Source organism: Marinilactibacillus piezotolerans (assembly GCF_900114235.1).
GTDB classification, from domain to species: Bacteria; Bacillota; Bacilli; order Lactobacillales; family Carnobacteriaceae_A; genus Marinilactibacillus; species Marinilactibacillus piezotolerans.
Genome location: NZ_FOSJ01000082.1, coordinates 1 through 6,038, shown reverse-complemented (window position 1 = coordinate 6,038; position 6,038 = coordinate 1). Strand labels below are relative to the sequence as shown.

Annotated in this window: 6 protein-coding genes and 1 pseudogene; 3 read left to right on the top strand and 4 right to left on the bottom strand. The window is 37.2% G+C overall.

Annotation, left to right across the window (positions count from 1 at the left end; genetic code table 11):
• Both BM212_RS12520 and BM212_RS11810 read left to right on the top strand, forming a co-directional pair.
• Positions 1-138, top strand: a pseudogene (locus BM212_RS12520) (IS1380 family transposase); the annotation flags it as partial.
• Positions 139-431: 293 nt separating this feature from the next.
• Complete coding sequence (locus BM212_RS11810; RefSeq protein ID WP_091898739.1) at positions 432-1,019, top strand: RodZ family helix-turn-helix domain-containing protein; 588 nt, start codon at positions 432-434, stop codon at positions 1,017-1,019.
• Between the two features lie 310 nt (positions 1,020-1,329).
• Here BM212_RS11810 and BM212_RS11805 read toward each other — a convergent pair whose 3' ends face one another.
• The 3 genes from BM212_RS11805 to BM212_RS11795 form a co-directional block, all read right to left on the bottom strand.
• A complete protein-coding gene (locus BM212_RS11805) occupies positions 1,330-1,992 on the bottom strand; it encodes an endonuclease III domain-containing protein (RefSeq protein ID WP_425434179.1) in 663 nt (220 codons plus the stop codon).
• Between the two features lie 33 nt (positions 1,993-2,025).
• A complete protein-coding gene (locus tag BM212_RS11800; RefSeq protein WP_091898737.1) occupies positions 2,026-3,021 on the bottom strand; it encodes an LLM class flavin-dependent oxidoreductase in 996 nt (331 codons plus the stop codon).
• Positions 3,022-3,133: 112 nt separating this feature from the next.
• The gene (locus BM212_RS11795; protein ID WP_091898735.1) at positions 3,134-3,868 is read right to left on the bottom strand and encodes an alpha/beta fold hydrolase; all 735 of its coding nucleotides are present in this window, start codon (positions 3,866-3,868) and stop codon (positions 3,134-3,136) included.
• Positions 3,869-4,027: 159 nt separating this feature from the next.
• Here BM212_RS11795 and BM212_RS11790 point away from each other — a divergent pair, with 159 nt between their 5' ends.
• A complete protein-coding gene (locus BM212_RS11790; RefSeq protein ID WP_091898732.1) occupies positions 4,028-5,431 on the top strand; it encodes an aldehyde dehydrogenase family protein in 1,404 nt (467 codons plus the stop codon).
• A 172-nt stretch (positions 5,432-5,603) separates the two neighbouring features.
• Here the strand turns inward: BM212_RS11790 and BM212_RS12895 are convergent.
• Positions 5,604-6,038 (bottom strand): IS30 family transposase (locus tag BM212_RS12895; protein WP_245750976.1); only part of this gene is annotated, 435 nt, incomplete at its 5' end.

The following is a 6,038-nucleotide window of genomic DNA, read 5'->3' as shown; positions in this document are numbered from 1 at the left end:
CTAACATTCCTTAAAGTCGCTGGCAAACTTGTGCAAACAGGCAGACGAGCCTATCTAAAATTGTCGAGTTATCATGTGTATCAAACTGAATTCTATAGGGTCTTCGAGCGCCTACGGCGATCCAGTCAATGGATTTAAATCAGTTATCACGTTATTTTTTTGAATCAATCGTCTACAAGGGAGAAGTATGCCTTCAAACAAACAAGAGAATCGTAAGAAGGTTCATTTAGTTAAAATCTACTTCGAGAACGCACTATTTTGTAGAAAAATTCCCAATTTTTCCAAGAACGATTAATTTATTCAAGAAACCAGCTTAAATTATAGAGCTATGAATTATTCAGGTCAAGCGTATAATTTGTATATATTTAGGATGCTCAATATACTTACATTGTAATCCATTATTGCAAAAGATTAATAGGAGGAAATTAGTTATGAGTAAATATGTTGAAGGAAGCTATTTAACAGCAGAAGATGCAAATCGTGCAGTAGAGGCTTTACTATCTCAAGGGTACGATAGAAGTGCCATTACTATGGCAAGTAACCAGGCTACAAATGCTAAATTGTCAACCGATGTTCATACTAAAGTCTACGGAAATGATTCCAGTCATGAAGAAGATGAATCAATGATGGATAAAATCAAAGATGTCTTCACTGGTGATTCTAATAATTCAGGCTCTGATTCTTCAAATCTAACTTCAGATTCTGAAAACACTCTATTAAATGACTATAGAGACGATATTCAAAATGGTAATGTCGTTATTCTAGTAGATGACAACTCCAATGTAAGTACAAACGACAATCCTGCAAATACAAATGCTCCTGTTACTCCACCAACCGGGGACCCAATTGCACCGAACACTGTCAATCAACCAATTGTCGATCCCATTAATCCCGGATCAGATACAGTAGTTGATTCTAACGCAGATAATTCAGTTGAGCCAGCTCCAGATCCTACAGATGATCCTGGAATTGATCCAACTGATCCGGCTCACAATTCAAAAGATACTGACAAACATTAAACATTTGATTCTAAAAAAAGCTGAAGGAAGCAGATATCTGCTTTCTTCAGCTTTTTGGTATTGAGTATATAATTTAATATATTCTAGGCAGAAGTCGCCCCATTTTTATAGGTTGAGGTAAATACGTTATGCTGACTTGTTAAGAAATGCTCAGTCAAATATGCGTGAGTTCCAGGAAGCGTCAGTTCAAGCGGTAAGAATCATTAAATTTAGCTAAGTGGTGAGTAGTTCACGTAGTGTATTTAATTTGATATTTCAAGAGAGAAGAAAGAAATTTACAAAATTCACTGTCAAACGCTCACTATCTACTTTAATTTGTCCCTTGCTTATCAGATGGCAATAGCCAGGATTCATCCAGATTTTTACTCAAACGATAAGCTTTCCCATGTACATCAACTGCTGCATGCCATTCTTTACAAAGTTCAAGTGGAACCATTTCTGCTAAATGATTGAATTCCCTGCGCATATGTTCCAAACTTTTATATTCTCCAAAGCCTAATCGTTTAAATAAGCGAATCGCATATTGATCTCCTATAAAGACTTTCCGCTCAAAGAGATATAGCATCATCGCATCTGCCGTTTCCGGACCTACCCCTTTGATTGACAGCAACTCGATTCTCAGTTCTTTGTTTGTATACTTATCAAATTTATCAAAACGTTCACCATGATCAATAAACCACTGCATCAGCGCTTTTATATACTGGCTTTTCTGTTTATAAAATCCTGCTGGTCGAATCAACGCTTGTAGTGTCTCTTCATCCATTTCATGTAACTGTCTAACAGTCAGATAGGGCTCCAAATTGAATAGTGCTTTATAAACATTCTGTTGAGTCGTCTGTTGAATCAAAATCATAGAGACCCAGTCTTTTATCCGATTCTCGTCGGACCACCAATTTTGAATGCCATAATGTGAAACCAGTTTATTCAAGACATGAATTTTTTCTCTATTAAGTTTTTCTTGGTTTATCTGCAAAATAATTGATCCTCAGTTCTATTTCATCGACTTTTATAACATCTCTTTTGCTAGCAGGCGGTACGTGTTTAAGCGCTGCTCTTGAGAATGCGCAATACTACAAATCATAGCTTCTTGAAAACCATATACTTCAGCATCTTCTCTTAACTTGTCGGCGACTTCTTTAGCCGTTCCTACCAAATGAATCTGACGATTTCTTTGAATTCCTATTTTTTCTTCTTCAGATAACTTGTAGTCTCTCGCCTGCTCTGGTGTTCTCAACTGACTCATTCTTCCTTGAGCAAGATGAATACGCGCGATATCTTGAGGTTTAGCTTGAAATTCAGCTTCTTCTTTAGTTTCTGCAACAGTAACTAAATACGCTACATTAATTTCTGGCTTTTCTAAAAATTCAGAAGGTTTAAAGTGGTACCGATATAATTCAAATATTTCTTTTCGCATAGCGTTTAACATGAAGAATTGTGCAAATGAATAGCCTATCCCTCTTTGCCCAGCTTCGATTGCACTATTTCCACTTGATCCTAGTAGCCAAGCTTCCGGTAAAGTTACTTTTCTTGGAGTCGCAATTGTATGTTTATATAATGTTTCTTCAGGTACTTCGTCTTTTATTAGCTTTAAAGCCACATCAAGTTTTTCATATAAATGATCAAAGTCAGGATTATTCCCTTGCGACAATGCATATATAGATCGCTGATCTCCACCAGGTGCACGTCCAACACCATAATCGATACGACCAGGTGCTAGTGCACTCAAGGTTTTGAATACTTCTGCCATCTTCAACGGAGAATAATGCATCATCATTGTTCCGCCTGTTCCTAGACGAATGGTTTTTGTTTTTGCAGCAATATATGCGGTAATAATTTCTGGAGCGGAACTTGCAAAAGCATCACTACCATGATGCTCGGCCATCCACATACGATAATATCCTAATTCTTCAGTTACTTGTGCTAATTCTACCGCTTTTTCCAGAGCCCCTTGGGGAGAGTTTCCTCTCGTAATCGGTGCTTGATCTAATACACTTAATCTCATTATATATAACAACCTTCCCTTTTACTTACTTTTAGTATATCATTGTAAGACCTATTATTCATAATGAATTATCTAGGTTGTTTATTTAACCACTATCAAATGATATCTTTTACTACATTTCTTTCACAAAAAACTCTGCAATCATTTCCATTGTGGGAACTTTTACTAGATGAACTTCATCTTCTTCTACGAATGTAAGATTCAGATCCGGATTCTCTGCTACAAATTCTGCAGTATCTTCAAACGGAACAATTTCATCTTGATTACCATGCCAGAATAATACCGGTCTACCAGCTAGTTTTTCTGGCTGTAGTGATAAATCATATCGTGGAATCCAGGCAAGGAGATTTTCATAATCATGTGGGTAAAAACGATCCAGTTGTTCTGCATGTCTAAAGATTCTTTCACGATAAGCAACTGGCTTGGGTGACCCCATTATACAAGCCGCGACTTTGATCTCTGGATGATTTGTCAATAAAGCACAAGTTGTGATTCCACCCATTGATACTCCACCAACCGCAATCCGATCATCCGCTAATCCACGTTCTTTAAAATGATTTACTATATATCCAAACTCAAATAGATTGGTCTGAATACTTTGCCAGAAAGTTAAAGAAGGAATCTTGGTTATCGGCTGTTTACGTTCTCCATGATTCGCTGCATCAGGAAGTAATACGCGAAAACCTGCTTCAGCTAATTTACGGCCTTGAGTAAGTACTAGTTCTTTAGAGGATTGCCAACCGTGATAATAGATAATCAAAGGCTGTATTTCATTTTTCTTCTCTTCACGAACCACTTCTAGTAGCGGAATGGTTCCCAATGTTCTTTTTCTTATCGTTAATTTCATTTATTATCACCTCGAAGATAAGATTACCTCAAATATCAGCACCTGAATAGATTAAAATCCTTAGATTTTTCTCACTTATAAAAAATAAACATTTAACAAGGTCTTTGAGTTGGCTTTCTTAAATATTTTTTACATAATAGAATTAAGGAGAGGATTTTAGTGAGAGAAGAAACATTATATTACAATGGAGAATGGCAGAAAGCTCAATCAACAGATTATACAGAAGTCATTAATCCAACTACAGAAGAAACAATGGGAAAAGTTGTGAATGCTAATCAAAAAGATGTAAATTCAGCTGTAGCCTCAGCCAAAACAGCCTTTACAGAATGGAATCAGACTAATCCTGAAACTAGAGCAAATTACATGGAAAAATTTTTAAATGGCATTAAAGATAGAAAACAGGATCTAATGGATATTATGATCAAAGAATTAGGAACGTCGGCTACATTCGCTGATCAGACCCAAGTTGGTCTTGCTGTAAAAGAAATGTCAGCGAGTATTGAAGAAATTCGAAAATATGATTTTGAAGAAACAATCGATAATGCGACGATCATCAAAGAAGGATTCGGAGTAGTAGCTTGTATTACACCATGGAATTATCCCCTCAATCAGATTCAGAGAAAAATTACACCTGCACTACTGGCAGGAAATACAGTAGTGGTAAAACCAGCAAACATGACACCTTTTACTGCCCTGCTATTAGCAGAAATTGCAGATGAGGCTGGATTGCCTAAAGGGGTATTTAATATTGTTACTGGTCCTGGTAGTGAAACCGGAGACTATTTAACAAGTCATCCAGATGTTTCTGTAATCTCGTTTACAGGATCTACAAAAGTTGGATCAAGCTTATATGAAAAAGCAAAAACAAATATCAAGAAACTTGTACTAGAATTAGGTGGGAAATCTCCAATGGTTTATTTAAAAGGCGGAGATCTAGAACTAGCTGTGAAAAATGCAGCCAATACTGTTCTGCATAACCAAGGACAAACTTGTTCCGCATTGACTCGTCTATTTGTGCCAAAAGATGAACTTGAGCGAACAAAAGAAGTTCTGAAAGACTATTACAAAGATATCAAAGTCGGTGATCCAGCAGAAGAGGATACTGTTGTAGGCCCGCTAGTCTCGAAAGATCAAATGGAAACTGTATTGGGCTATATTGAAAAAGGAAAAGAAGAAGGCGCAGATGTGCTGATTGGTGGCAATAAAATGGACCGTAAAGGTTACTATGTTGAACCTACAGTATTTGTTAATGTGAAAAATGATATGACCATTGCGCAAGAAGAAATTTTCGGACCTGTTCTTGTCGTCATCACGTATGATGATATTGAGGAAGCAATTGAATTAGCGAATGATTCAATATATGGATTATCCGGCGGAGTTGTTGGACCTGAAGAAGAAGCCGTTAAAGTAGCACGTCAGATCCGTACAGGAAACATTACAATAAACGATGCTGCCCGTTCTCCTAAAGCACCATTCGGAGGATATAAGCAATCTGGTTTCGGTAGAGAAAACGGTTTGTACGGCGTTGAAGATTACTTTGAAATCAAAGCGATTTTTAGATAATGTCATTTGTCAAATTAAACTAGAAAATATTTATACTCCTTCATGTTCCCTTTATGAATAAATGCAAGTATAAGGAAAGTCATTTCTGTCGGTCGGCGTAAACGTTAAAACACGGCGTGTCAGTGACGGAAAGAGTGCTCTTCTCTTGTAGTCGCTGACTCGCTGTGTTAGATTACACAGCTGACGGACAAAATGTTCTTTCCGCCCATTTCTGGAGGGAGGCAAGAGAAATAGCTTGTCCCAAATTATTGTGAATTTCTTCTACGAATACTTGCATGGGTGTCTTGAACCCGAGAGACCGTCTTGGAATTCGATTCCTCTCATCAGACATGGATTGAATAAATGTTTCACTTACCTTGTTAAAATCCATTTCTTTGGGCAGTCCGTTCCTTCGAAGAATACCATTTGAATTTTCATTCAATGGCCGTTGTGAAGGAGTTCCAGGGTCACAAAAATAGATATCAATATCGTTCGCGTTAGAAATATCTTTCCAGTTTGAAAACTCTTTTCCACAATCAAAGGTGAGTGATTTAAAGAAATGTGCCGGTAAATGATTGAGCCAGTCAGTGATGACCCTTCCTACATCTTTGGCTTTGCGACTCGCCGG